This is a genomic window from Campylobacter concisus, assembly GCF_015230035.1.
GTDB lineage: Bacteria > Campylobacterota > Campylobacteria > Campylobacterales > Campylobacteraceae > Campylobacter_A > Campylobacter_A concisus_BK.
Genome location: NZ_JAAKZD010000019.1, coordinates 1 through 22,174, shown reverse-complemented (window position 1 = coordinate 22,174; position 22,174 = coordinate 1). Strand labels below are relative to the sequence as shown.

General features: G+C 38.5%; 30 protein-coding genes. 12 read left to right on the top strand and 18 right to left on the bottom strand.

The annotated features are described in order from the left end of the window. Positions 1-559: 559 nt before the first annotated feature. From modD to G6W41_RS09745, 10 genes are all read right to left on the bottom strand, one after another. Positions 560-1,393, bottom strand: coding sequence for a ModD protein (gene modD, locus G6W41_RS09790; RefSeq protein WP_194171388.1), 834 nt, complete (start codon positions 1,391-1,393; stop codon positions 560-562). 1 nt (position 1,394) lies between these two features. Then, a complete protein-coding gene (locus tag G6W41_RS09785) occupies positions 1,395-1,652 on the bottom strand; it encodes a hypothetical protein (protein ID WP_009293953.1) in 258 nt (85 codons plus the stop codon). A gap of 10 nt (positions 1,653-1,662) precedes the next feature. Further along, positions 1,663-3,126, bottom strand: coding sequence for an alanine/glycine:cation symporter family protein (locus tag G6W41_RS09780; RefSeq protein WP_196779850.1), 1,464 nt, complete (start codon positions 3,124-3,126; stop codon positions 1,663-1,665). Positions 3,127-3,140: 14 nt separating this feature from the next. Further along, a complete protein-coding gene (locus G6W41_RS09775; RefSeq protein WP_009293951.1) occupies positions 3,141-5,231 on the bottom strand; it encodes a heavy metal translocating P-type ATPase in 2,091 nt (696 codons plus the stop codon). Further along, positions 5,200-5,517 (bottom strand): oxidoreductase, encoded by a 318-nt coding sequence (locus G6W41_RS09770; RefSeq protein WP_103637421.1) that lies wholly within the window; start codon positions 5,515-5,517, stop codon positions 5,200-5,202. Before G6W41_RS09770 ends, G6W41_RS09775 begins: the two co-directional genes overlap by 32 nt. Beyond that, positions 5,517-5,831, bottom strand: a complete 315-nt coding sequence (locus tag G6W41_RS09765) for a hypothetical protein (protein WP_009293949.1) — start codon at positions 5,829-5,831, stop codon at positions 5,517-5,519. Before G6W41_RS09765 ends, G6W41_RS09770 begins: the two co-directional genes overlap by 1 nt. A 9-nt stretch (positions 5,832-5,840) precedes the next feature. Continuing rightward, positions 5,841-6,152 (bottom strand): hypothetical protein, encoded by a 312-nt coding sequence (locus G6W41_RS09760; protein WP_035142523.1) that lies wholly within the window; start codon positions 6,150-6,152, stop codon positions 5,841-5,843. 31 nt (positions 6,153-6,183) lie between these two features. After that, positions 6,184-6,834 carry a ferritin-like domain-containing protein gene (locus G6W41_RS09755; protein ID WP_194171386.1) on the bottom strand — a complete coding sequence of 217 codons (651 nt, stop codon included), beginning with the start codon at positions 6,832-6,834 and terminating at the stop codon, positions 6,184-6,186. Beyond that, on the bottom strand, positions 6,827-7,150 hold the full coding sequence (locus tag G6W41_RS09750; protein ID WP_021088492.1) for an HMA2 domain-containing protein: 324 nt from the start codon (positions 7,148-7,150) through the stop codon (positions 6,827-6,829). Before G6W41_RS09750 ends, G6W41_RS09755 begins: the two co-directional genes overlap by 8 nt. Before the next feature lie 102 nt (positions 7,151-7,252). Then, the gene (locus G6W41_RS09745) at positions 7,253-7,699 is read right to left on the bottom strand and encodes a transcriptional repressor (RefSeq protein WP_194171385.1); all 447 of its coding nucleotides are present in this window, start codon (positions 7,697-7,699) and stop codon (positions 7,253-7,255) included. A 150-nt stretch (positions 7,700-7,849) separates the two neighbouring features. Here G6W41_RS09745 and G6W41_RS09740 point away from each other — a divergent pair, with 150 nt between their 5' ends. Then, on the top strand, positions 7,850-8,059 hold the full coding sequence (locus tag G6W41_RS09740) for a hypothetical protein (protein WP_002942234.1): 210 nt from the start codon (positions 7,850-7,852) through the stop codon (positions 8,057-8,059). Between the two features lie 108 nt (positions 8,060-8,167). Here the strand turns inward: G6W41_RS09740 and G6W41_RS09735 are convergent, their stop codons facing one another. Continuing rightward, entirely contained in the window at positions 8,168-8,833 is a 666-nt protein-coding gene (locus tag G6W41_RS09735; protein ID WP_194171384.1) for a lipid-binding SYLF domain-containing protein, read from the bottom strand. Between the two features lie 117 nt (positions 8,834-8,950). Between G6W41_RS09735 and G6W41_RS09730 the strand changes: the two genes are divergently transcribed. Both G6W41_RS09730 and G6W41_RS09725 read left to right on the top strand, forming a co-directional pair. Continuing rightward, positions 8,951-9,559, top strand: coding sequence for a trimeric intracellular cation channel family protein (locus tag G6W41_RS09730; RefSeq protein WP_194171383.1), 609 nt, complete (start codon positions 8,951-8,953; stop codon positions 9,557-9,559). Continuing rightward, positions 9,556-10,542, top strand: a complete 987-nt coding sequence (locus tag G6W41_RS09725) for an SAM-dependent methyltransferase (protein WP_194171382.1) — start codon at positions 9,556-9,558, stop codon at positions 10,540-10,542. The genes G6W41_RS09730 and G6W41_RS09725 overlap by 4 nt, the downstream gene beginning before the upstream one ends. Here G6W41_RS09725 and ybaK read toward each other — a convergent pair. Next, positions 10,531-11,013 (bottom strand): Cys-tRNA(Pro) deacylase, encoded by a 483-nt coding sequence (gene ybaK, locus G6W41_RS09720; RefSeq protein WP_194171381.1) that lies wholly within the window; start codon positions 11,011-11,013, stop codon positions 10,531-10,533. The genes G6W41_RS09725 and ybaK overlap by 12 nt on opposite strands. 58 nt (positions 11,014-11,071) lie before the next feature. Between ybaK and fliL the strand changes: the two genes are divergently transcribed. The 4 genes from fliL (at position 11,072) to G6W41_RS09700 (ending at position 13,324) form a co-directional block, all read left to right on the top strand. After that, complete coding sequence (gene fliL, locus G6W41_RS09715; protein WP_002942267.1) at positions 11,072-11,608, top strand: flagellar basal body-associated protein FliL; 537 nt, start codon at positions 11,072-11,074, stop codon at positions 11,606-11,608. Continuing rightward, complete coding sequence (acpS, locus tag G6W41_RS09710; protein ID WP_194171380.1) at positions 11,605-11,949, top strand: holo-ACP synthase; 345 nt, start codon at positions 11,605-11,607, stop codon at positions 11,947-11,949. The genes fliL and acpS overlap by 4 nt, the downstream gene beginning before the upstream one ends. A gap of 107 nt (positions 11,950-12,056) precedes the next feature. Next, the gene (locus G6W41_RS09705; RefSeq protein ID WP_194171379.1) at positions 12,057-12,674 is read left to right on the top strand and encodes a hypothetical protein; all 618 of its coding nucleotides are present in this window, start codon (positions 12,057-12,059) and stop codon (positions 12,672-12,674) included. A 14-nt stretch (positions 12,675-12,688) separates the two neighbouring features. Then, on the top strand, positions 12,689-13,324 hold the full coding sequence (locus G6W41_RS09700) for a 2-hydroxyglutaryl-CoA dehydratase (RefSeq protein ID WP_103645773.1): 636 nt from the start codon (positions 12,689-12,691) through the stop codon (positions 13,322-13,324). Positions 13,325-13,346: 22 nt separating this feature from the next. Here G6W41_RS09700 and G6W41_RS09695 read toward each other — a convergent pair whose 3' ends face one another. The 6 genes from G6W41_RS09695 to G6W41_RS09670 are packed head-to-tail and all read right to left on the bottom strand — an operon-like array spanning position 13,347 to position 17,289. Beyond that, entirely contained in the window at positions 13,347-13,730 is a 384-nt protein-coding gene (locus G6W41_RS09695; protein ID WP_103645772.1) for a DUF7674 family protein, read from the bottom strand. Beyond that, a complete protein-coding gene (locus G6W41_RS09690; RefSeq protein ID WP_103645771.1) occupies positions 13,724-14,098 on the bottom strand; it encodes a hypothetical protein in 375 nt (124 codons plus the stop codon). The genes G6W41_RS09695 and G6W41_RS09690 overlap by 7 nt, the downstream gene beginning before the upstream one ends. Before the next feature lie 13 nt (positions 14,099-14,111). Further along, positions 14,112-15,452: a DNA repair protein RadA gene (gene radA / locus G6W41_RS09685; protein WP_194171378.1), complete on the bottom strand. Its 1,341-nt coding sequence runs from the start codon at positions 15,450-15,452 to the stop codon at positions 14,112-14,114. Further along, on the bottom strand, positions 15,427-15,789 hold the full coding sequence (locus tag G6W41_RS09680) for a VanZ family protein (protein WP_087582293.1): 363 nt from the start codon (positions 15,787-15,789) through the stop codon (positions 15,427-15,429). The genes radA and G6W41_RS09680 overlap by 26 nt, the downstream gene beginning before the upstream one ends. After that, positions 15,782-16,648 carry a signal recognition particle-docking protein FtsY gene (ftsY, locus tag G6W41_RS09675; RefSeq protein ID WP_021088489.1) on the bottom strand — a complete coding sequence of 289 codons (867 nt, stop codon included), beginning with the start codon at positions 16,646-16,648 and terminating at the stop codon, positions 15,782-15,784. Before ftsY ends, G6W41_RS09680 begins: the two co-directional genes overlap by 8 nt. Beyond that, positions 16,648-17,289, bottom strand: coding sequence for a TlpA family protein disulfide reductase (locus G6W41_RS09670; protein ID WP_194171377.1), 642 nt, complete (start codon positions 17,287-17,289; stop codon positions 16,648-16,650). Before G6W41_RS09670 ends, ftsY begins: the two co-directional genes overlap by 1 nt. Before the next feature lie 49 nt (positions 17,290-17,338). Between G6W41_RS09670 and G6W41_RS09665 the strand changes: the two genes are divergently transcribed. The 5 genes from G6W41_RS09665 to G6W41_RS09645 are packed head-to-tail and all read left to right on the top strand — an operon-like array spanning position 17,339 to position 21,966. Next, on the top strand, positions 17,339-17,983 hold the full coding sequence (locus G6W41_RS09665; protein ID WP_194171376.1) for a 5-formyltetrahydrofolate cyclo-ligase: 645 nt from the start codon (positions 17,339-17,341) through the stop codon (positions 17,981-17,983). Further along, positions 17,904-19,457, top strand: a complete 1,554-nt coding sequence (gene rny, locus G6W41_RS09660; protein WP_034901872.1) for a ribonuclease Y — start codon at positions 17,904-17,906, stop codon at positions 19,455-19,457. The genes G6W41_RS09665 and rny overlap by 80 nt, the downstream gene beginning before the upstream one ends. A 9-nt stretch (positions 19,458-19,466) precedes the next feature. Beyond that, complete coding sequence (locus G6W41_RS09655; RefSeq protein ID WP_103597457.1) at positions 19,467-20,063, top strand: lipid-binding SYLF domain-containing protein; 597 nt, start codon at positions 19,467-19,469, stop codon at positions 20,061-20,063. Next, the gene (locus G6W41_RS09650) at positions 20,063-20,629 is read left to right on the top strand and encodes a DedA family protein (protein WP_181000525.1); all 567 of its coding nucleotides are present in this window, start codon (positions 20,063-20,065) and stop codon (positions 20,627-20,629) included. Before G6W41_RS09655 ends, G6W41_RS09650 begins: the two co-directional genes overlap by 1 nt. Further along, positions 20,626-21,966, top strand: a complete 1,341-nt coding sequence (locus tag G6W41_RS09645) for a DUF945 family protein (RefSeq protein WP_194171375.1) — start codon at positions 20,626-20,628, stop codon at positions 21,964-21,966. The genes G6W41_RS09650 and G6W41_RS09645 overlap by 4 nt, the downstream gene beginning before the upstream one ends. Positions 21,967-22,174 lie beyond the last annotated feature (208 nt).

Sequence of the window (22,174 nt, the reverse complement as noted above, 5' to 3'; positions counted from 1 at the left end):
AAGCGATGTTGATAATATGGCAAAGACAATAGTAAGTGAAGTAAGAAAGAATAAATTTTAATCAAACTGCTTCATAAATCTTCATAAATTTCAACCTGGTTTAGACTGGGTTGGGATTTGTATATTTATAAATTCTAAATCTTAAATTTAACACTCAAGAATTATCTTAAAATTTATGAACGAGTAATTTCGGCTCTAAAATTTGAGCTAAGCAGCAAGCGAAGCCAAATTTTAGTAGTCAACTCTTGCGAGTGAATGGAATTTTAAAATTTGCAAAATAGCAAATTTCTATTTTTGAAATCTCAACTTTAAATTTATAAACTCTTTTATCCAAAAGGGAGACAATGGGATTTGAATTACGGTCTGCTTGCAGTTACGAGACGAAGTCGAAGTAAAGCCCGACGTTAGAAGTGCATGCTTCAGTGCTTTGCACTGCATGCGAATTAAAACTCTAGCAAGTTTAAATTTAGTGATATGGTATGTTTGCCAATAAATTTTAAAATTTTAGAGATATTTATTATTTTATATATAAATTATATGTATTTTTATTTGTAAAATTTTACAAAATTTCAAGTCTTGCGCTGATATCTGCAACGCCTTTTGAATACATAGCAGAAGTGACTATCGCATCGGCACTTGCATAATCTTTTGCATTTGATAAATTTACGCCGCCAGCTGCTAGTATCATAGTATTTGGTGAAATTTCATCTCTTAAAGCTAGCACGTTTTTGATAAGCTCTGGGCTAAATTTATCACACTGCACGACGTCGCATCTTGCTTTCAAAAGCTTGCTCGTCTCATCTAAATTTTCAGCCTCGACGCAGATCTTTCGCTCGACCATTTTGGCTTTAAATTCTGGCAAATGTGACAGAAATTCATCAAAGCTAGCGTAGACTTTTATGTGGTTTTTAAAGAAAAGAACGCTGTCGCTAAGTCCAAGTCTGTGCATACCACCACCACCTTCAAGCACGGCTTTTACACAAAATTTCTTCGTAAATGGGAAACTCTTTCTGGTTGCTAAGACCTCGCATTTTTCATTGACGCTTTTTGCTGCTTTTACTATTTTGCTTGTGTAGGTTGCGATGGCGCTGGCGTATTCTAGTGCGACTTGGGCCAGTTTCCAAGCCTTATGCACATCTTCGTAGCTACCATAAATTTTTATGATCACATCGCCAGCCTTGCAAATTTGAGAGTTTTTGACAAAAATTTCGCTCTCGCAGCCAAGTAGCCTTGCTATGCTTGCTACCACATCTACGCAGCTAACGCAAATTTCATCACGCGAGTAAATTTCAAGCGAGGCTTTTTTATCGATATCTTGAAGCGACGTTGTGAGGTCAAAGTAGGGTAGGTCCTCGTTTATGTAGTCTAAAATTTCAGCGTCGCTTAGTCTCATTTTATGCCTTTTTTGAAGCGGTTTTTGCTTTTACGATCATCTTTTTAAAGATGCCGTTATCGTAAAGTCCAGCGTGATAAAGCGCAAAGCATGTAAATGCGATGCCAGAAGCTACGTGGAATTTTTTAACAGATCTATTTTTCATAAAAAGTGCGCTTAGGCAAACAGATGCCAAAGTGACGCTCATGCCGACCTTTGCTACTTGTCTGTGGGTGTTTAGGTCTAGTAGTTTGCCGCTTATCTTTATATCTTTTCCCAAATTTTCTCCTTTAGTTTTTGCTCCAGCAGCTTGTATTTTTGATGCCTAGACTCTCTGGGTCAAATTCTGGATTTTTACCAGCTTTTCTTTGAGCTTCGTAGTCTCTTATCGCTATTATCACCACTTTTGATAGCAAGAAAATGGCGATGATATTTATTGTAGCCATAGCTGCCATCGTGATATCAGCGATATTCCAAGCTAGTTTTAAGTTCATCTGAGCGCCTATAAATATCATAATCACTGCTGTGATCTTAAATGCTAGCGTTAAATTTTTACTTTTTGTTAGAAATTTCATATTTGCCTGGGCGTAGTAGTAGTTACCGATGAGCGATGTGATGGCAAATAGCACTACTGCAAGGGTTGTAAAGTGTAGTCCAAAGTCGCCAAAATACTCTTTCATCGCTGCTTGAACGAGAGGTAGGGCGGTTAGCACTTCGCCACTTACGCCAGTTTGTTTTGTAAGATATGCTTGAGAAAAAAGCACGATCATACCAGAGGCGATGCATATCGTCATATCGATAAAGACCGCCATTGCTTGCACTAGTCCTTGTTTGACTGGGTGGCTTGTGTGCGCTGCAGCCGCTGCATTTGGCGCTGAGCCCATGCCAGCTTCGTTTGAGAAAAGTCCTCTTTTTATGCCTATTACGATCACGCTTCCAGCAAATCCGCCAAATATCGCTTTAAAATCAAAGGCGCTTTCTATGATCATCTTGATAACGGCTGGAATTTCTTTGAAATTTAAAACGATCGCGATGATAGCTAGCAAGATGTAAGTAAGCGCCATGAAAGGCACGATATATGAGCTAACTTTACCGATGATGTGGCTCTTGCTAAAAAACATTACAGCTGTAAATGCTGTAAGGATAAGTCCGATGCCAATAGGCAAGCCGCTTTGTGCAAAGGTGATGTTGCTACCTGCTTTGTCGTAGTAAATTTCAAAAGCAGAGGTCATGGTGTAGCTTTGAAGTCCATTAAAGCCATAAGCATAGGTGATGATAAGAATGATGGCAAACAAAGAGCCAAGCCACTTTATGCCAAGCCCATTTTTGATGTAGTAAGCCGGTCCGCCTTTAAAGCCAAAGACATCTTTAGTCTTATAAATTTGAGCCAAAGTGCTCTCGATAAAGGCTGAAGCTGAGCCTAAAAACGCCATCAAACACATCCAAAAAAGTGCCCCTGGACCACCTGCGACGATGGCAGCTGAAATTCCAGCGATGTTGCCGATGCCGACACGTGAAGCAGTCGAGATCATCAGCGCTTGAAATGGCGTTAGATGGTGCTTGTTATACTTATCCTTTTTCTCTACCAAAACTCTGCAAGCTTCAAAGAACATCCTAAACTGCACAAAACGGGTAAGGTAGCTAAAGTAAATTCCTGAAGCTACAAGGATGATAACCAAAAAATATCCATATAAAAAGTCGTTGGCTACATCCATTTTGCCGTTTAAAAAGTTTAAGAAATTCTCAAACACCATCTATCCTTTCAAATTTATTTTGACTTGATCTTTACGCCCTTCATTGAGTTGAGCAGAAGCCAGATCGTCGTGCCATTGTGAAGCATAGCAGTTGCTATTGGATTTAGCATGCCAAGCGTTGCGGCACTTAGTATGGCTGTATTTACGCCAACGGTTGAGCGGAAATTTGAGCTAATTAACTTCATAGTTTTATTAGCAAGCTCTTTTGCAAGCGCTACGCTCATGATGTCATCTTTTAAAAGGCTTATATCAGCCGTTGCTTTAGCGATATCAGCACCTTTGTGCATGCTGATGCCAACATTTGCTTTTGTTAGACTTGGCGCGTCATTTATGCCATCACCTACAAAAGCGACCTTTTTGCCCTCACTCTTTAGCTCTTCGATGATCGCTGCTTTATCAGTTGGCAAGCACTCAGCATAGACCCTATCAAGCCCCAGCTCGCGTGCTACCTCTTCAGCTTTGCTCTTTATGTCGCCACTTAGCATAACTATCTCTTTTACGCCAAGATTTCGTAGCTTTGCCACCATATCTTTAGCGTTTGCTCTCATATCATCTTTCATAGCGATCACACCAACAAGCTCTTTATCGTATCCCACGTAAAGCAAGGTTAGACCGCTTTGTAAAGCCTTATTTATAAGCGTTTCGTGAGCTTTAAAGCTTATCATCTCATCATCTTCTAAGAAGTGCCTACTACCGATAACGACCTCTTTGCCGTGCATCGCAGTTTTTACGCCGTGAGCCACGATAAATTCAACCTCGTCGTGGTGAATGTGGCTAAATCCACGCTTGTTTGCTGCCTCAACTATCGCTTCAGCTACTGGGTGGAAGTAGTGCTCCTCGGCACTTGCGGTTAAATTTAAGATATCAGCCTCTGAAAATCCATCTTTAAAAGAGTAAATTTCAACCACACTTAGGCGTCCGTGAGTTAGAGTACCGGTTTTGTCAAAGACAAATGTATCAACCGAGCTTAGAGCCTCGATCGCCTTTGCGCCTTTTATGAGGATGCCGTTTCTGCCAGCCTTTGAGATGCTTGACTTAAACGCAACTGGCGTAGCAAGCTTAAGCGCGCATGAGTAGTCAGCTTGAAGCACGCTTGCAACGCTGTTCATATTTTTATTTATAACATACGAAAGCCCAGCAAGAGAGAGTGTGACTGGCACTAGTTTATCAGCTAGTTTTAGAGCTTTTACGCCGATGGCTGATTTTTCATTAAGTGAAGTTTGGATGTACTCTTTGATCCTTGCGGTTGCGGTGTCGCTACCTACGTTTTCAGCCCAAATTTTGATCCTGCCCTCATCGACAACAGTGCCACTTATGACGCGGTCGCCTCTAGCTTTTGCTACTGGTTCTGCTTCTCCAGTCATTGAGACTTGATTAACATCAGCATTGCCCTCGACGATGTAGCCATCAACGCCTATCGTCTCGCCAGCTCCCACGACTACGATGTCGCCTTTTTTTAAATTTTCGGTTTTTACCTTTTCAAGCGTCTTTTCGCCGTTTAAATTTCGCTCGACCCAGACCTCTTCGATGTTTGGTTTGGCTAGCTCTTTTATGAGATCATCACTTCTGTGGCTAGCACTTTCTTCCATGTATTCGCCGATATTTATCATCAAATTTGTGCTATTTGCAGCCAAATGATCACCCATTGCAAGGCTTGTGCCTATGGCTGTTGCCTCGAGAACTTTTGAGGTGATGCCCTCATGCCTTAGCTCTTTTGCTCCTTCTATTAAATTTGGAGCTGTGGCGTAAAGAGTTACGGCTGATTTTAGAGTTTTGTTGCTCATAAATGGCGTTACACCAAGTGCAGCAGCAGCTTTGTAGATATTTGCTTTGCTAGGCAGGCTCTCATCTTTTGGCTTAGTTGGAAAATCATAGCTTTTTATAAAATCTAAAATTTTCTCATAGCTCTTATCAAACTCAACAACGATGCTTTTTGCGTATTTATTTACACGCACGCTTTTTGCATCGGTTCGCTCTGAGATCGCAGCCTCTATGGCGCTGACATCGCTTCTAGCGTTTAGGCTCTCGCAAATAAACCTCGCTCTATTTTTGCTCTTGTGAGCTAGAGTGACCTTATTTTTGTGAGTCAAGTTCAGCTTTGACATCTTCAAAACGCTCTTTTAGTTCTTCTATGCCAGCGTTTATTAGCTCGCCACCTTTGATGATCGCTTTAAATACGCACTCTTGTGCTTTTGGATTAGTTAGCACATAAGCTGCTATGCCGCCTAAAAGTAGGCCTTTTACAAAGCCAGCTGCGTTAAAATTTTCAGGTACAAATGGTAAATTTTGAGCTGCATTGTTTATCGCATTATCAACCGCGCTTGGCTGAGTTGCTGCTGCGTTATTTGCTACTTCGTTTGCGTTTTCTTCATTGATATAAGGGTTATTCATTATTTACTCTCCAATTTTATTAGTTCTTCAGCTATCAAAAGACCGCCGATACCAGCTGCAGTAAAAGCTGCTGCGTTTAGATATTTTTTTTGTGCTATCAAATTTGAAGCGTGAATGCCAACAGCACCTACAAAACCGCCAGTTACTGCGTATTTTGCTATCTTTTTAGCGACATCTTTTTTAGTTGCTCTGTTGTTTAGATAGTCGCTAAAGCCAAGCGCAGCCGCACCCATGCCAGCGATCAAGGCTCCACTGATGAAGTGATCAAATGGAAGTCTTGTGTTTGAAAGTGTAAAAAGACTATTTTCTTGCATTTTCTATCCTTAAGCTATATCGTTTGGTGTGATAGCTTTTGGAGCTGCTGGCTTTTTAGCGCGTGGTTTTCTTGTTTTTTTAACCACTTTTTCAGCCTCTTTTTCTACTTTTTTAACGCCACGTTTTGCTTTTTTCTCTTCTTTGACCATGAAGTCTTTTGCATCTTTTGCGACGTTTTTGCCTTTTTTATAAAGATCTTTTGCAGCCTCTTTGCCTTTATCTAGGCCGTCTTTTGCACACTCTTTGATCTTATCTCTTTTACTCCAAGCAACTACTGCCAAACCGCCTACTGCTAAACCTGCTAAAAATGGTAATGCCATTTTAAATCCTTTCTTTGTTTGATTTTGTAAATTATTCATCTTCTTCATCCTTATTTAAATTTTTGCTAACTACTGAAATGCCTAATGCCCCAAGCGCAAGCCCGCTAAAAAACGAGAAATTTGGGTTGTTTGTGATCTTTGCCAACTCGCTTTTATCAGCCTTGCCACTTGCGATATTTTGCAAGCTTTTAGTTATCTCATTAAAGTCATTTTGATAGCTTTCTAAAATATTTGTTATGCCATTTTGCTCAAAATTTTGTGAAATTTCATTTAAATTTAGCTCATTTTTTGCCACAGCTCCACTATAAATTTCTTTTAAGCAGTGCTTTAAAGAGGCTATGTATTCGTTATTTGAAGTAGCCCAAAGTCTAAAAAATAGATCTTTTAACTCCTCATCATCTAAGCTTTCACAAAATTTTTCATACATTTTGTTTAGCTCATTTTCATAGTTTAGTGCCTCTATCAGCGCATCTTCTTTATTTTTTGCCGGCAAAAAGATAGCTTCATTTTCACAAACAAGCTCATACTCATGCGCATTTGCAAATTTTTCTATCAAGATGATCGCATTTTTTCTTACGCTTGCGATTTGATCAAATACTTCGCCAAACGAAGCCAGACCTTCATATAGCCTAAGTGCGTTTTTTTCGCTCGTATAAGAGGCGTTTAAAAGCTCATTAAGCATATTTTACTTCTTTTGCTACTTCATTTACTTTAGCTGAAATTTCTTCTAAATTTTGCCCTTTTAAGAGATCCTCCCAGAGATTTTTAGGGAAAATTTCATGGTCGTATTCGATCGTTACAGAGCCGATTATCTTGTTAAATTTAACATTTTTTATGCCATTTATCTGAGCGATCATATCATCTAAACTAGCTAAATTTACGCTACTACTTAGCTCTTTGATCTTTGGGCTAACCCTTACTCTTAGTCTGCCATTTGTGTGAGCTATCATCGAAAAATAGCTTGCAACTTGTGCTAAAGTTTGTGTTTTTATATCCATTTTCATCCTTTTATTTTGTCAGCGTATTATCTAACCTGCAACTTAAATCAATCTGAAATTTTTTTGTCTTTCATTATCAAAAAGCAAAATTAAATGATAAATTTAAACCCCATTTTTTGCTTGGCAATCACTACAAATTCCATAAAGTATCATCTTGTGAGACTCTGCGCTAAATGAACTTTGGATACAAATTTGCTCCTGCCTTTGCTCTATCATCTCATCTTCAAAATCAACCACCTTTCCGCAAATTTCACATATCAAGTGATCGTGAGAGGATTTTAAATTTAACTCGTAATTTTTAACACCATTTTGCTCAAAACTATTTGCCAAATGGTGGTTTTCTAGAAAATTTAAAAAGGTATATATAGAAGTCATTGAAATTTCATTTTTGTAAGTTTCATAAATTTTTTGACAAATTTCTTGAGCATTTAGATGTGACTTGCTTGCAAAAAGCACACGCAAAATTTGCTCTTTTATCTCAGAGCCTTTTTGACCAAAAGCTTTTAAAAACTCGTTAAAATGCTTGTAAAATAGTTCAAAGTCTTCCACAAAATCCCTATAAAATTGATAATGAATGTAAAGATTTTACAACTTTTCTACTAAAAAATGCATAAAATTTCTTACGAATTTAAAGTAAAGTATTTTATAAGCTTCTTTTGGTATAGTTTCGCATTTTTTAAATCAGAATTAAGGAACGAAATGACTTACGACGAGCTAGAATTAGACGCCGTTTTGTTAGAGGTTTTGGAAAATAGAGGCAGCTTTGACTCGATGGATGACGAAGAGCTTTACGAGCTTATCGAGCAAGTCGCGCAATATACAGACGGCGACTACGAAGAGGCGTTTGAATATATGACTCAATTTTCTCCAATCCCTAAAAAACGCTTTGTATCACTATTTATGGTTTAGCAAAAGGCTAAGCCATAATCTTGCTAAATTTATAAACTAAAATTTCTAAAATCTTTAAAATGTAAAAAAAGAGCTTGACTCTTCTAAAAGAGCCAAGATATGAGGTTATTATAAGAAGTATTTTGAGATTATCTCTTTAAATTTGATTGTATATTTACTAGCTTTTGGGCTGTTGTTGTAGATATCTTCAAAGTCATACATTCTCTCGTAGTAGTCGTTTGTATCTTGTGCATTTATCTTAAGTCTTGCAACATCTAAGCTAACGCCAACAAAAGCTCCACTTGTCTTGCCACGCTCCTCGACAAATGCTGAAATTTCAGGCAAATCACTAGTTATCGCCACTTCGTTGCCAACGCCGCCAGTTGCTTCTGCTTTTAGGCTGATCGTATCTTTTGCGTTAAACAAGCTTGCATAGGCTTCCGAGTTTTTAAACAAAATGATCATATCAGCCGAGCTATATCCTAGCTGAAGTCCGATGCTGCCAGATGTGTAATTTACAAAAAATGGGCTTGACCACTCGCCATCGTCGTTTTTAGCGATAAATACGCCTCTGCCTTTTGAGCCAGTGATGATAGCACCTGCTTTTGTCACGTCTGGGATGATAGCGATGGCTTTGATGCCTGTAAATTTGGTATTTGGTTTTAAATTTCTAGTGCCAAAAGCATTTAAAATGTTTATCGCATTTTTTAATTTTTGGTTTTGAATCACATCAGCGTTTAAATTTAACGCAAAAAATGAGCCGATCAAAAAGAGTAAAGTTAGAATTTTTTTCATCAAATTTCCTTATTTAAAATTTTTGTTATTATAGCCTAAAATAAACTATTATTTAAAAATTTATTAATGAACTTTTATGAGATTTCATTATAAAATGCCCATTTTTAAGGAAAAAATATGAGCTTAATACTTTTTGTGGAGTACGTTGGTATCGCATCAGCTGCGCTTAGTGGCTTTTTGTTTGCAGTAAAGAGGGAGTGCGACTGGCTTGGCGTCTTTTTGTCCGCATTTTTGACTGCACTTGGAGGCGGTATCATGCGTGATATGCTCGTTGGCAGGGCGGTTTATTCATTCACTCACTACATGCCAGTAAGCGTCGTCATCTTTATGCTTGTTGCATCTAGGATCACAAATTTACATATAAAAAGAGATGGTTTGGAGAAGAAATTTGTCTTTATCTTTGCCGATGCGATCGACGTTATCTGCTTTTCTATCGTTGGAGCGATGGTTGCCATCGAGTACGGCTACAACATCTTTGGCGTCATGATGATCGCCTTTTTTAACGGCGTTGGCGGCGGTATCTTAAGAGATATCTTGCTAAATGAAGTCCCATGGTTTTTGCGCACAGGACTTTACGGCACGATAAGCCTTGGCGTGGGGCTTGCCTACTTTATCCTCTATCATCTAGGCCTTACCAACATATTTTTTACCATGCTTTTGCTTGCTGCTGGCATAACGGTCAGGATGTTTGCATTTTACAGAGGCTGGAAGCTGCCTGATCTATGAAATTTAGCGAGTTTTTTGATATCTGGGTCAATGAAAACTACTATAAATTTGGCGTGGATATCGGCAAAAAGGGCGACTTTTACACAAATGTAAGCGTTGGCTACCTCTTTGGCGCCTGCCTTGCAAACTACTTTTTAAAACTACGAAAAAACGGCGAAATTTCTAGCTCATGCAAGGTCGTGGAGATCGGCGCAAACTCAGGCGATATGCTGGCTGATTTTGCGCAAGGCATCTTTACACTTGAACCAGAAATTTTGCCAAATTTAGAGTTTATCATCATCGAGCCTCATGAAATTTTACGTAAAAAACAGCTTGAAACCTTTAAAAATCGCTTTGGTAATGAGATAAAAATAAAACACTATGAAAATTTGGATGAATGCTCGTTTGATGAAATTTTTGTCATCTCAAATGAGCTGCTTGACGCATTTAGCTGCGAGGTGATAGATGGGCAAAATATGCTTTTTGTGGATAGTGACCTAAAATTTCACTGGCAAAAGGCAGATCAAAATTTGATAAATTTAGCAAAGAAATTTGGCATAAAAAGGGGCGAAATTTCAGTTAGCTACTCTAAATTTGCAGCTCAGCTTGCAAATGCGGCTAAAAAAATTAGATTTTTAAGCTTTGACTACGGCGAATTTGAGCCAAAAAATGAATTTAGCCTAAGAGTTTTTAAAGATCATCAAGTTTTTTCTTTGTTTGAAATTTCAAATCTCGAGCCATATTTTAAAAACTCAGATCTAACTTATAGCCTGTGTTTTAAGCAGGTAAAAGAGGCTTTCTCTCTGGCTGGCTTTAAAATGGTCAAATTTAAAAAACAAAATGAAGCTTTGGTTAATGATCTTGGCGTTGATGAAATTTTATCTTTGGTGCTTGAAAAAGGGAGCAAGCAAGCCTATGAAAATGTCACCAAACAGGCAAAATTTCTACTCTCGCCCGAGTTTTTAGGCGAGAAGTTTAAATTTATAGAGTTTTTAAAGAGCTAGCCTAGCGATATCAGCGTAACTCGCCTCACAAGCCTTTAAAAGGTCATTTGGTGCTATCTTTATCTGCTTGCCTCTTACTCCAGCGCTTACTAGCACGTACTCTTGCTCTTTTGCTCGCTCATCGATGAATGTGGCAAAGTGCTTTTTCATAGCAAGTGGCGAGCAGCCGCCTCTGATGTAGCCGGTGATCTTCTCTAGATCTTTTAAATTTATAAGCTCGCAGCGTTTGGCTCCGCATGCATGAGCAAGTGCCTTTAGATCAAGCTCCAGATCGCCTTGCAAGCAGGCAACGACAAAATTTTTAGGCTCGCACTGGCAGACGATCGTTTTGTAAATTTGCTTTATATCTTGCTTGGTGCTAGCTGCTACGTGAATGGCTGAAAGGTCGTTTAGATCGACTTCGTATTCAAGTATCTCGTAGTCTATTTTTAGCTTGTCTAAAAGCCTAGCGGCGTTGGTTTTATGTATCATCTTTTCTCATTTTTGTGAATTTTTTGTATAATTATAGCCAAAACTTAAAGGAGGAAAGATGGCTGAAGAAGTTGAAGAGAAAAAAGCAAAAAAAGGTGGCAATGGCGCTTTGATGATAATCATCATCGCGATATTTGTTTTATTGCTAGTTATCGGAGGGCTAGTGGCATTTTTGATGCTTAGTTCAGACGAGCCAAAAGAGGCAAATATGGCGCAAACACCAGCTCAGACTCAAACTCAACCAGCACCCGCTCAAAACAAAGCAAAACGCGGTGGCAACGACTATTCGAACATGGGACCGATATATCCGCTTGATCAGTTTGTCGTAAATTTACTTAGTGAAAATGGGTCAAGATTTCTCAAAACTAAGATCGATCTAGAACAAAGCGACGAGCTACTAACTGCCGAGCTTGATAAGAAAAAGGCACTTTTAAGAGATATCATCATAAGAACACTCTCTTCTAAAACTTACGAAGAAGTAAGCACTGCAAAGGGTAAGGATAGGCTAAAAGACGAGATCGTCGGCAAGCTAAATGAAGTGCTAAATGATGGCTACATCAAAAACATATTTTTTACTGATTTTGTGGTGCAATGATAGGCATCGATATCGTTAAGATAGATAGAATTTCAAGACTTAAGGCTCGTCACGGCGAGCTTTTTTTAAAGAGATTTTTAAGTGATAGTGAGATCGCGCTAGCAAAAAATGATGCGACTTTGGCTGGATTTTGGGCGGCCAAAGAAGCAGCTAGCAAAGCCCTTGGTGTGGGTATCAGCAAAGAGTGTGGCTTTTTAGACATTATGCTCAGTAAAGATGCAAGAAACGCACCAAAGATAAAATTTAGCCCAAGAATTTATACAAGCTTTAATATTAAAGAAGCAAGCCTTAGTATAACTCACGACGGCGGATTTGCTGCAGCTGCAGTGATAATCGTGTGAAATTTATCTATTTTAAAATTTTAAAGCATAATATATATAAAAAATGATTTAAATTTCGTATACTTGAGCTACTAAATACAAATTTGAAAGTTAATGGAGGAGCTTAAGTGATAGTTAGATGTGTAAAAACAAACGAGAAGCGAGAGGAGTTGAAATTACATAAAAAATATATAGTATATGGTTTGCATTTTGAGGATATGGAGGTTAGTTATCTTCTTGATCCTCTGGGTGATGGCTATCCTTTCTTCTATGACTCTAAATATTTTGACATTATAGATAACTTTGTGCCGACTTCTTGGGTGCTATCAAAAAGAGAGCTTGTTATCATTTATTCATACAATGAGATAGCGTCCGATTTTGGTAAATATTATTATTTATTATCAGATAAAGATCCATGGTATTTGGAAAATTTTATGCAAAGAAAAAGAGAGATTGATAAAGAAGTTGTGCAAAACAGACTTAAAAATGGCATAGAATTAAAGTTAAAGGCTATAAATGGCTTTCAAACACTAGGCAAGATATCTGACTTTAAACTAAATTTTGAACATCAGCTAGTTAAAATAAACATAAATATTGACAATAAAACAAGATATGAGTATTTAAAAAATAGCGGTCAAAGCTGGTGTTATATGAAGCTAGATGACGGCAAATTTGAAGCGATGACAAGCGTTGATAGGCTAAATTTTGTACTTAAAAGAGCTATTAAATTTATAGAGACGACATAATCTAAAGGATAAATTTGAAAGTAAAACTAAAAACAACCGTTGATATTTCATCGCTTGAGCTTCGTGAGCTAAACGCATTTGATCGGCTTGAAAAGGATACTATTTATGATGTCTTGCTGATGGAGATGTATGAAGGCAAGGTAAAACTTATCATCGTGTATAACAAGGATGATTTTGATGGTATTTGCGGATTTAATGCTGAGCTTTTTGATATTATTGATGGCAGTATCCCAAATAGATGGAATGTTGTTAGGATAAATGATGTCCTAAGCATTGCTCCAGAGAATATTAATTATGAAAATTTTTGGTCTGATTTGCAAGAAATTTTTGAAGATGATCTAAATTTTAGAGAGAAAGAGAAGAGATATTATTTTGCGTTCAGAAATTATGTAGTCGAGTTTGCTGGTTTTATTGATTTTAAAATTTATAAAAGCGAATTTAGAAAAATCTTTAACGACTATCAAGATCCAAGTATTAAAGCTACAGGAGTAGATACGCAAGCAGATGGCTACGTAGTTTGTCCGCATTGCTATAACGCAGAGCAGGTAAGTGCAGAACTAGGCGTTATAAAGTGTGAAAAATGCAAGCAAGAGTACAACAACCCACTTGCTAAAATTTGTCCAAGTGGGATATCGGTGCTTGATGAGTAAATTTAAATGTTTTTATAAAAGCTTATATACCCCAAAATTCTATCAGCTCGTTTGCGAGTGATAAAGTTTCTTTACCAAAATACTTCTCAATTTTCTTATATTGCTCTTTATTTGAAACATTTTGTATCGTCTCAATAAAGCCGATCAAAAATGCCGTGCTAACGTAGTTATCGCTCTTAATATTTTTTTCAACTAAGTCAAAAATTTCTAGCTTATCTTGCTCACTTAATTCATCAAAAACATAAACTGTAACATTTGCAAAATTTTCCAATAAAGTAAGTAATCCTGGGGTATCTGGAATAAAATTTAAAAGTTCGGATTGATAAATTTCAAAATATCTAATGTCCTTTGATATAAAAATATATAAAAAATCTTCATATACAAAAATGTCTTTTTGGGCTAGCATGGCTTTGCCTTATTTTTTGTATTTTCACCAAAATATTTCTCAATTTTCTTATATTGCTCTTTGTTTGAAACATTTTGTATCGTCTCAATAAAGTCAGTCAAAAATGCCGCGCCAACGTAGTTATCGCTCTTAATATTTTTCTCAACTAAACTAAAAATTTCTAGCTTATCTTGCTCGCTTAATTCATCAAAATTTTCCACCAAAATAACCGCAAAATCGATAAGCAATAGTTCTAAGCTAGGATAAAGTGGTAAATTTCGTGTGAGCTCTTTTTGATATTCGCTAAAAAATCTTTTATCTTTTGAAACAAAAGCATAAATTATCTCTTTATGGCTTTGTAGATCACTGTCATTTTGTGCAAAAAGCATACCGAAACTATCCCTACATCCACTCAAGCACTTGCGTGATATCTTTGGCATAAAAGCACTTTAGACCTTGCGTGTCAAGCGGTTTGTTTGGGATGATCGCATTTTTAAATTTCTGCGTTTTTGCCTCTTTTAAGCGCTGATCGAGGTTAAAAATTTCTCTTATCTCGCCGTTTAGGCTTAGCTCGCCGATGAAGATACTATCCTTGCTGATAGGGCGGTTTTTGAAGCTGCTGATTATCGCTGCGATGACGGCTAGATCGGCAGCGGTCTCGCTTATCTTAACACCACCTGAAACGTTTATGAAGACGTCGTAGTGCCCAAGTGGAATTTCAAGCTTTCGCTCAAGAAGTGCCAGCAGCATATCTAGGCGGTTTTTCTCAAAGCCAGTTGAGCTTCGCTTTGGATAGGCACTTTCACAAACCAGCGCTTGAATTTCGATGCTAAGCGCCCTTGAGCCCTCCATTATAATGGTGATAGCACTGCCACTCATCGCCCCGCCACGTGTGAAAAATTTACTCGAAACTTCGTTTGCGCTCACAAGGCCTTGCTGGCTCATCTCAAATATACCAACCTCGCTCGTCGAGCCAAAGCGGTTTTTAAACCCACGCAAAATTCTCAGCTCTCTACTCGCGTCACCCTCAAAATAAAGCACCACATCGACCATGTGTTCAAGCACTCTAGGCCCTGCGATCGAACCCTCTTTGGTTATGTGTCCGATGATGAAAACGCAAATATTTTGGCTCTTTGCAAGTCTCATCAGCTCAAATGTGATCTCGCGAACCTGCGTGATCGAACCTGGCGCGGAGGTTATATTTTGGCTATAAAGCGTTTGTATGGAGTCAATGACTAGCACCTTGTAGTCGCTCTTTTGCACCTCTAGCAGGATATCTTCTAGGCAAATTTCAGTTAGCAGGTATAAATTTTTATCCACCGCATTTAGCCTGTCAGCTCTCATTTTTACCTGGCTTTGGCTCTCTTCGCCGCTTACATAGAGGGTTTTTTTGCCGTCTTTTGCTAAATTTGAGCCGATTTTTAGAAGCAGGGTTGATTTGCCGATGCCTGGGCTACCGCCTATAAGCACAAGTGAGCCCTCGACCACGCCACCACCAAGAACAAGGTCTAGCTCGCTATCTTTGGTGCTAAATCTCGTGAAATTTTGAATTTCAACTTCGTCTATGCTTATGGCTTTGCTAGGTGTGCCACTACTTTTTGCTATCTCTTTGCTTATCTTTATCTCTTGCTGACTAAGCTCGACAAAGCTATCCCAAGCCCCACATTGTGGGCATTTGCCCAGCCACTTTGCCTGTTGATTACCGCAGGCTTGACACTCAAAAACTGGCTTTGCTTTTGCCATAATATATCCTTTTTAAAATTTCAACTACTATCACTCCAAATCCCGCTCCGATCATGTCTGCTACGATGTCAAGCAAGCTAAAGCTCCTATTTGGCAAAAATGCCTGAACGAGTTCTATCTGCACGCCAAAGGCTAAAAGTAGGGCTAAATTTTTAAAAATTTTAAACTCATAGCCAAGGTAGAGCAGTATATAAAGGACGAAAAAAGCCAAAAAATGATTTGCTTTGTCCCACGAATTTTCGATGATTGCGGGACTTTTTGGAGTAAATGCAAGAAAATCAATCGCCAAAAGAGCAGCGAAAAAGCAAATTTTACTAAGAAATTTTACCCTACTCAAAAATGGCGTCCATCAGCTCGTCTAAAAACTCGTCTGGGTTAAATTTGATGATATCGTCCATGCTCTCACCAACGCCTATATAAAATATAGGTAGCTCAAGCTCCCTTGCCACGCCAAATAGCGCTCCGCCCTTTGCAGTGCCGTCAAGCTTTGTGATGATGACGCCATCAAGCGAGACGATCTCGTTAAATGCCTTTGCCTGCGCGACGCCAGCGTTGCCCTGCGTGCCATCAAGGATGAGGATCTTGCGGTGAGGCGCTTTCTCGTAGGCTTTTTTGCTGATACGAACGATCTTGTCAAGCTCATTTGCCAGATTTGTTTGGTTTTGAAGTCTGCCGGCTGTGTCTAAGATGACGCGGTCGATGCCTTTTGCAAGGGCCGAGCTGATCGTATCGTAGGCCACAGCTGAAGGATCATGTCCTTGCTGGGTGGCGACTATCGGCACATTTAGTCTAAGTGACCACTGGCGCAGCTGCTCGATCGCCCCAGCTCTAAATGTATCACAAGCGCCTAAGATGACGCTTTTGCCATTATTTTTATATAAATTTGCTAGCTTTGCGATGGTTGTCGTCTTGCCAGCGCCATTTACGCCAAGGATGAGATCGACAAATGGCTTGTCAGGCTCGATCACGCGCTCGTTTTCGTAGATAAAATAGCTACTCATAACGCGTCTAAGATCGGCTCTACTCACTTCATCTTGTGGCGGCAAGTAGTATAAAATCTCCTCCACGATCTCGTAAGCCACGTCAGCTTCTAGTAAAATTTCTTCTAAGCTCTCTTTGTCGATCTTTTTTGACTTTTTAGCCGAGCTTATCGCTCCAAAGGTCTTTTCAAAGCCTCTTTTTAAAAACTCAAGCATTATTTTATGGCCCTATTTATGTCAGTTTCAAGCATCTCTTCAGGCACAAGACCGATGTAGCCTTGAGCGTAGTCGCCATTTGCTTTAAAAAGTGCAGATGCGGGGAGTCCTTTGATGCCGCCCATCGCCTTTTCAAATAAAAAATTTCCCTCGCCAACTGCGATGTCGTATTTGATCTTATATTTTTGAGCAAATTCTTTAACCTCGTCCTCGCTCTTGTCTTCAAGCAAGACAGCAACGATGTTTAGCTCATTTTTAAATTTCTCACTTAGGTTGTTTAAAGATGGGATCTCAGCCTTGCAAGGTGGACACCATGTGGCGAAAAATACGTAAAGTGTCGCTTTTTTGCCATCTTTTACGTCAAAGCCGTTGCTTCTTTTTGTGATCTGCATAGTTGTGCCGTTAAGCAGTTTTAGGCTTATATCTTTTACTTCTACTTCGTCACTTTGTGCGCTCTCGCTTATCTTTGGTGTGAGCGTATCTTTGCTTAAATTTTCATCTTTGCTGGCATTTTCTTCTAAATTTTTACTTTGCACAGCTGGCTCGCTAGTGTTTTGCTCGCTCTTTTTGTTAGAGTCGTCGCCGCATCCGAAAAATGCAAAAAGACAAAGTGATGTTATAATTGCGCGTTTTAGTGTCATAAATTTCCTTTTGAAAAATGTTTCAGGATTATACAAGAAAGAGCATAAAATGAGCGTTAATTTAGAAAAAAATGAATTTAGAAAAAATGCAAGAGCAAATTTGATAAAGCTTACTAAATTTAGAGCAAAATGCACACATCACAAGGCAGCAAAAACGCTTTTAAATTTGATAAATTATACAAATTCTAAAAAGGTTCTCTTTTACTTGCCGATTAACTACGAAGTCGATGTGCTTAAAATAAGACGAAATTTATCACATAAATGTGAAATTTTTGCCCCTTTTATGGTAGGTCTTAGCTTAGAGATGGTAAGATTGCGACTGCCATTTCTAACTTATAAATTTAATGTCAGACAGCCATCTGGCAAAAAAATGAATAATGTTAAACTCGATATGGCGGTAGTTCCAGCGATTGGGGTTGATGGAGCTATGGCAAGGATAGGGCACGGAAAAGGATTTTACGATAGATTTTTTGACACTTTGCCCGTTAAGCCAAAACTGATAGTTTTCTTAGAGGTAAAAGACTTCTACACCAAAGATGTGCTCTCGCAGGCGCACGATGCGGTAGCAGACTTTTATATAACCCCAAGCAAAAATTATATAAAAAGAGGAATAAATGATAGAGGTTTTAATAGGCTTAGGAGCCGGTGTGGTGGGCGTTGGAGCAGGGTATCTCTACGCCAAAAAGATAAATGACGCCAACTACAACATATTTTTAGAGCAGGCAAAAGCAAAGGCAAAAGCCATCGAGTATGAAGCTGAGCTAACGCTTAAAAACTCTAAAATTTCAGTGCAAGAGGCTGAATTTGAGGCTAAAAAAAGATACGACGACAAGACGACAAAGCTTCAAAAAGAGTATGCAAGTAAATTTGATGAGCTGACCAAAAAAGAGAAAATTTTGCTAAATGAGCAAGAGCTTTTAAATGAGAGTAAAGAGCTTTTTGAAAAAGATAAGCAAGATGCGAAGGTCACTTATGAAGAGGGTTTAAATTTAAAAGCGACTTATCAAAACAAAGTAGAAGAGGCGATAAGAGTGCTTGAGCACGCTGCTGGCTTAACGGAGGAAGAGGCAAAAGAGGTCGTGCTTAAAAAGGTCGAAGAGAAGTCGCGCGCCGACATCGCTCACATCGTTAGAAAGTACGAAGAAGAGGCAAAAAGAGAGGCTAAAAAGAGGGTTAATTATATCTTGGCGCAGGCTACGTCAAGATTTGCTGGAGAATTTGCAGCTGAGCGTCTGATAAATGTCGTAAATATCAAAAACGATGAGCTAAAAGGAAGGATCATCGGCAAAGAGGGACGTAATATCAAAACCCTTGAAATGGTGCTTGGCGTTGATATCATCATCGATGATACCCCGCATGCTATCATCTTAAGCAGCTTTAACCTTTACAGACGTGCGATCGCTACAAGAGTGATCGAGCTTTTGGTGGAGGACGGCAGAATTCAGCCTGCAAGGATAGAGGATCTTCACAAAAAAGTGACTGAAGAATTTGAGCAAAGCATACAAGAAGAGGGCGAGAATATCGTCATGGATCTTGGTCTAAATAAAATTCATCCAGAAATAGTAAAACTAATAGGCAAGCTTAAATTTAGAGCAAGCTACGGTCAAAACGCCCTTGCCCACAGCCTCGAAGTAGCTCACCTTGCTGGCATCATCGCAGCTGAGTGTGGTGGAGATGAGAAGCTAGCAAAAAGAGCTGGCATACTTCACGACATCGGCAAAGCGCTAACTCACGAGTACGAGGGCAGCCACGTCGATCTTGGAGCTGAAATTTGCAAACGCTATAAAGAGCATCCAGTTGTCATCAATGCGATATATGCTCACCATGGTCACGAAGAGGCGACAAGTATAGAAAGTGCTGCTGTTTGCGCAGCTGACGCACTAAGTGCAGCTCGTCCAGGAGCAAGACGTGAGGTGCTTGAGAGCTTCTTAAAACGTGTCGAAGAGATCGAAAACATCGCAAAAAGCAAAGAGGGCATCAAGCAAGCTTATGCGATCAACGCTGGTCGTGAGATCCGCGTCATCGCAAATGCTAAACTTATAAACGATGATGAGGCAGTGCTTGTGGCAAAAGAGATAGCTCAAGAGATCGAGAGCAAGGTGCAGTATCCTGGTGAGATAAAAGTAAGCGTCATCAGAGAGACTCGCGCTGTTGATTTTGCGAAATAACGGCAAGATATGAAATTTCTTTTATCATTGATAATATTTTTCTCGCTTGGCTTTGCCAGCGAGGAGCTCGTGCTAGACTCGGCAAATTCGTTTATAACGACGATGAGAGGCGCTAGAAACGCTCCTATAAAAGAGCTCATCGAGCAGTCAAAAGCGACGATCATCTTTCCAAGTGTAAAAAAAGTCGGTTTTGTAGTCGGTGGCATGGGCGGAGATGGCATCATGGTCGTTGGCAACATCAACTCGCCAAGTGAAATTTTGCCAGTTAGTATAAGTGGCGGCAGCATCGGCATACAGCTTGGCTATGAAGATAGCTCACTTGTGCTATTTATATTTAAAGATAGCATTATCTACGACATAAAAGACGCCAAGATCACGCTTGATACGAAGCTTTCAGTGGCATTTGGCGATATCGGACGTAATTATAATAAAGTAAGCGATTTTAAATTTTCAAGTGACATCTACGCATACGCTGCAAATGATGGATTTTTCGCAGGAGCTAGCTTTGGCGGAGCAGTGATTAGCGCAAAAGATGAAATTTTAAAACAAAGTGGCTACGCATACGAGCAACTAATATCTTCAGCTTCTAAACTTTTGGGGCAATGATGCTAGATATTATAAACTCAATTTCAACTTACGGCTATATTGTGCTATTTTTATATAGCCTTGGTGGCGGCATGGTAGCACTTATTGCTGCTGGGATATTAAGTTTTGCTGGCAAAATGGACATCACTCTTAGCATAATCGTCGCTGCCGTGGCAAATACGATCGGCGATACTTTGATCTTTTACGTAGCAAGGTTTAATAAAAGCTCACTTATGCCTTATGTGAAAAATCACAAAAGAAAGCTTGCTTACGCTGGAATTTTGGCAAAAAAACATGGCGATAAGATAATATTTATCAAAAAATTTATCTACGGCGTCAAAACTTTGGTGCCTATCGCACTTGGACTTACAAAATACTCTTTTTATAAATTTAGCGTTATAAATTTGATCTCTTCAGTGCTTTGGGCGGTGATCGTCGGTCTTGCTAGCTATAAAGCAGGGGATTATTTTATGAGTGTGAGCAATTATCTTGGCGAGCATGGCTATATCATGCCACTTGCTATGGTTGGCTTGTTATTAGGTATTTGGTTATTTTTACAACACATTACAAAAAGGAGAAAAGCATGAAAAAGGTGATATCTGCTCTAATCGTAGTTATCGTGATCGTCGCAGGCGCTGTTTATTTTGCCTCAAACAAGGTCGAGGAGAACTATCAAAGAATAGTTGATAGACTAAATGATGTAAATGGCTTTAAAGTTTCAGAAAATAGCTATCAAAAAGGCTTTTTTGGCTCAAAAGGATCGTTTGATCTTATCGTTTCAAAGGATCTTTTGAAAAATTTAGCTGGCAAAGAAGTAGATGAGGATCTAAATTTTAAAGTAGAAAATGAAATTTCTCACTCAGTGCTTGCATTTGTAAATGGCTTTGATATCGACTCAAAAATTTCTATACAAAATGAAGCGATAAAAAATATCGTAGCTTCATTTCTTGGATCAAACGTCGTCGCAACGGCTAAAACAAAGGCTAGCGTAAGTGGCGATAAAGATGTAAATGTTAAATTTAGCGATATCGACTTTAGCGACAAGCAAACTATGAACGTTCATACAAAGGATGTGAAATTTGGCTTGAAACTGGACGCAAAAGATAATGTAAATAGCGCAAACTTGGGTCTTGAGAAAGTTGCTTTAAAAGACCTTAACGAAGAAAATAAAGTAGAAGCTAATGTTGAGGGCGTCGATATAGATACAAGCTACACTGTGCCAGTTGAAATTTCAAAGATATTTGAGAACAAACTAGTCCCTTACATAGCAAAAGTTAAGATCAAAAAACTAGCATTATTAGATGAAAAAGATAGTAATATTGCTTTGGATGATTTTGAGTATAGCTCTAAATTTGAAGTCTCAAATGATCTTGGTAGCTCAAAAGATGTGGTGAAGATAGGTGCAGTTGCTGATAATAAAGTGAAATTTACAGATTTTATCTTAGATAGCAAAATAGCAAATATCAACGTGCCAACTATAAATAATATACTTGATAGACTAAGTAATGTAAATGTTGATACAAATGAGAGCATCTTTGCTGGGTTAAATTTGGACGAAGTAATGGGTCAAATTTTAGAGAAAAATCCAAGTGTGAAAGTGGATACATTAAGCTTTAAAAATGGCAATAATGCGATAAATTTAAAACTAGATGCCGCTATCAATGGCTTTAAAAGCGGAGAAAGTCAGCTTGCGATCTTTGATAAACTATCACTTAATGGCGAGCTAAGCGCGGATGAGACTTTGGCTAAATTTTTTGATACGCTCTTTCCTGAGATGACTCTTATCGAGCCAACACTTATATCTGCTGGATATTTAAAAGAAGATGGCAAAAAAGTAGTAAGTAAATTTAAGTACGATCCAAATAAAAAAGATATTATTTTTAATGAAAAGGTCGGACTTCAAAATTTCTTTATGGGCTTTTAAAAAAATAGCCTGATTTTTATCTACTTTTAAGCATCACTTCTATATACTTCACTTTCTGTTTTGCAGAACGCAGAACAGAAAGTTCTTTTAACTTACAATTGTTAAACTATTAGTCAATCTTTGAAATCTAAACAAGTGATCGATTGAGCCAGTCTATTATGATTAAATAATAGATTAGACAAACTAATTATAAAAACTAAAAGTTTTT